Source organism: Mesorhizobium sp. M7A.F.Ca.CA.002.09.1.1, assembly GCF_003998555.1.
Classification (GTDB): Bacteria; Pseudomonadota; Alphaproteobacteria; order Rhizobiales; family Rhizobiaceae; genus Mesorhizobium; species Mesorhizobium ciceri.
Map to the genome: position 1 here is coordinate 1 of NZ_RZRR01000022.1, position 2,500 is coordinate 2,500.

Here is a 2,500-nt window from a genome sequence, read left to right on the forward strand (position 1 = left end):
GGCTCTGGTCGTGTCGCCCTTGTCGACCGCGATCATGACGGCGGTGGAGGACAAGGACACGGGGGCGGCCTCCGGCATCAACAATGCCGTCTCACGCATCGGCGGTCTGATCGCGGTGGCGGCGATGGGCTCGCTTGCCGCGTGGGTCTACGCGAATGCACTGGACGCGAGCGCAACGTCCGGCATCCCGGGATTTGGTGAACCGGCGCCAGCCGGGCTTGCCCCGGCCATCGATGCGACAAGGCTCGCCGCCAGCGACGCCGCGTTTGCCGCGGTTTCTTCGGTGACCGCGCTGCTTTGCCTGCTTGCGGCTGTTATCGCCTGGACGACCATTCCCGGTGATCGATTGCCATGGCCGCGAAAGGCCGAAGATACGCCAGGCTGAAGCCGATCAACCGTCGATCTTGGCGCTCGCAACCTTCAGCGAATCGCTGTCTTCCTGCTTCAACAGTTCGTCGATGCGTTCGCGTTCGCGCTTGAAGGCGACGAGGTCATCGCCCTTCAGCACCTTGCCGACCGGCAGGCGGACACGCATCGGATCGACCTTGGTGCCGTTGACGATCAGCTCGTAGTGAAGATGCGGGCCGGTGGCGAGGCCGGTTTGGCCGAGGAAGCCGATGGTCTGGCCCTGGCGGACGTGCACGCCCGGTTCGATGCCTTTGGCAAAGGCGCTCTGGTGATTGTATGAGGTTTCGTAGCCATTGGCGTGGCGGATGATGATCTGCTTGCCGTAACCGCCGGCCCAGCCGACCTTCTCGACCGTGCCGTTGCCGGCGGCGATGATCGGCGTGCCGATGGGTGCTGCCCAGTCGACGCCGGTGTGCATGCGGACATAGCCGAGGATCGGATGCCTGCGGGCGCCGAACCCGGAGCGGAATTTCCCGGCGGGCAGGGGATTGCGCAACAGGAACTGCTCGGCGCTCGAACCGTCCTCATCGAAATAGTCGGTGCCGCCGTCCTGCATCTGGAAGCGGTAGAAGTTGCGGGTCTGGCCGCCGAACGTCGCCGAGACGTAGAGAAGCTCGGAGCTGTCCGAGGTCTGATCGTCGCCGTCGGGCTGCGAGAACAGGACTTCGATGCGGTCGGCGGGGCTGAGGCGAGACTGGAAGTCGACATCGGACGCCAGCAGCTTGATCAACCGCTGCGTCATCGCCTTGGACATGCCGTAGGAGTAGGCGGCGCGGTAGATGCCGTCATAGACGTTGGGCAGGTTGCCGCGCACCACCACCGGCGCCGACGAATCATCGAAGGCCGTCAGCAATTCGGGGTTCGGATCCGGTTCCTGCGCCGGCACATACTGGCCGCGATCGTTGAGCGCGATGGTGACGATGTGCTGGGTCCGGTCGTAGACGCTGGTGCGCACGACCTTGGCGGCATCGCCGTGAACCTCGAGGCCGACGCGCAGCACGGTTCCAGCCTTGAGCGCCGTCGCATTGAGCAACTTGGCGATGGCTTCGGCCATTCCGGTGGCGTCTTCCCCTGTGTAGCCCGAATCAGCAAAAGCCTCGGTGACGTCGAGATCCTTGGTGAAGGGGATGATTTCCTCGGCGAAAGCCGGCGCCTGGTCGTCAACGGTGGCTCGCGGCGCCACCGAGACGTTTTCCGGCACGATCTTGACGTCGTAGGAGCCGGCCATGCTCTCGGCAAAGGCTTCGCCGAATCGCTGCGGATCGACATAGTGGAGCGAAGCGACCTGCACGGCGCCGTCGCTGAGGTCGGTGCCGGCCTCGCGCACCACTTTTTCCACCTCGTCGGCGGAGAGGTCGCTCTTTTCGTCGAAGGAAGCCGTGTCGATCGGAAAATCGACGGTCTTCAGGCTCATCTCGCTTTCGACCTTGGCGCCGTAGATCTGGCCGGAAGCGGCCGAGGCCGTCGCCGGCTGGGCATTGTCGTCGCCGTCGTCGCCGAACACTTGCATCGGGTCGAAGGGGGGGTAGGCGCGGCTGGTGGTGTGGCCGGCGGCAAGGGCCATCTTGATCTGCACGAAAGGCATGGTGTGGATGACGTCGCGGTCGCCGACCTTGGTGACCATCGACACTTCCATGCGGCGGCGGTCCTTGGCCTTTGCGATCTGACGTGGCGCCACCAGCCTGGTCGTCTTGGCGACTTCGCCGGAATCTCCGTTGCCGGCAAGGCTGATCAACTCGGCGATCTCGGGTGGGGTGGCCAGCTGCTGGCGGCCGTCAAGAGCGGCGAACAGCGCCACGCCCATCAACACGCTCGAGGTCACGCCAGTGAGAAATGTTCCCGACAGCCAGCGTGCAGAAACCTCTCGCCGGTCGGGCGGGCCGCTGCGGCCATCCGCGATCAGCGGCGGCTCATTGCCGAGTTCGGCTATGACATCTTCCGTGTCTGGCATCCAGAAAGGCTGCTTCTTCCCCGGGCGGAACGGCTTGTCGCTTTTGTTGTGGCCGTGACATTTGCCTGTCATGGCAGGTGAAGTCAACGAAGCGCCAGGCTCCGACCGAATTGCCCCCAGGCACTTCTCCTATAGAGCACT

At 64.6% G+C, this 2,500-nt stretch carries 1 protein-coding gene and 1 pseudogene; one reads left to right on the forward strand and one right to left on the reverse strand.

What is annotated here, in order from left to right; all coding sequences use genetic code 11:
• A pseudogene (locus tag EN994_RS02145) lies at positions 1 to 385 on the forward strand (MFS transporter); the annotation flags it as partial.
• 6 nt (positions 386 to 391) lie between these two features.
• On the opposite strand, the gene EN994_RS02150 reads toward EN994_RS02145, so the two are convergent.
• Positions 392 to 2,359 carry a M23 family metallopeptidase gene (locus EN994_RS02150; RefSeq protein ID WP_027163525.1) on the reverse strand — a complete coding sequence of 656 codons (1,968 nt, stop codon included), beginning with the start codon at positions 2,357 to 2,359 and terminating at the stop codon, positions 392 to 394.
• Positions 2,360 to 2,500 lie beyond the last annotated feature (141 nt).

Coding starts and splice junctions, on each gene's coding strand:
- EN994_RS02150 (WP_027163525.1), bottom strand. CDS start 2,359: ATGCCAGACACGGAAGATGTCATAGCCGAACTCGGCAATGAGCCGCCG.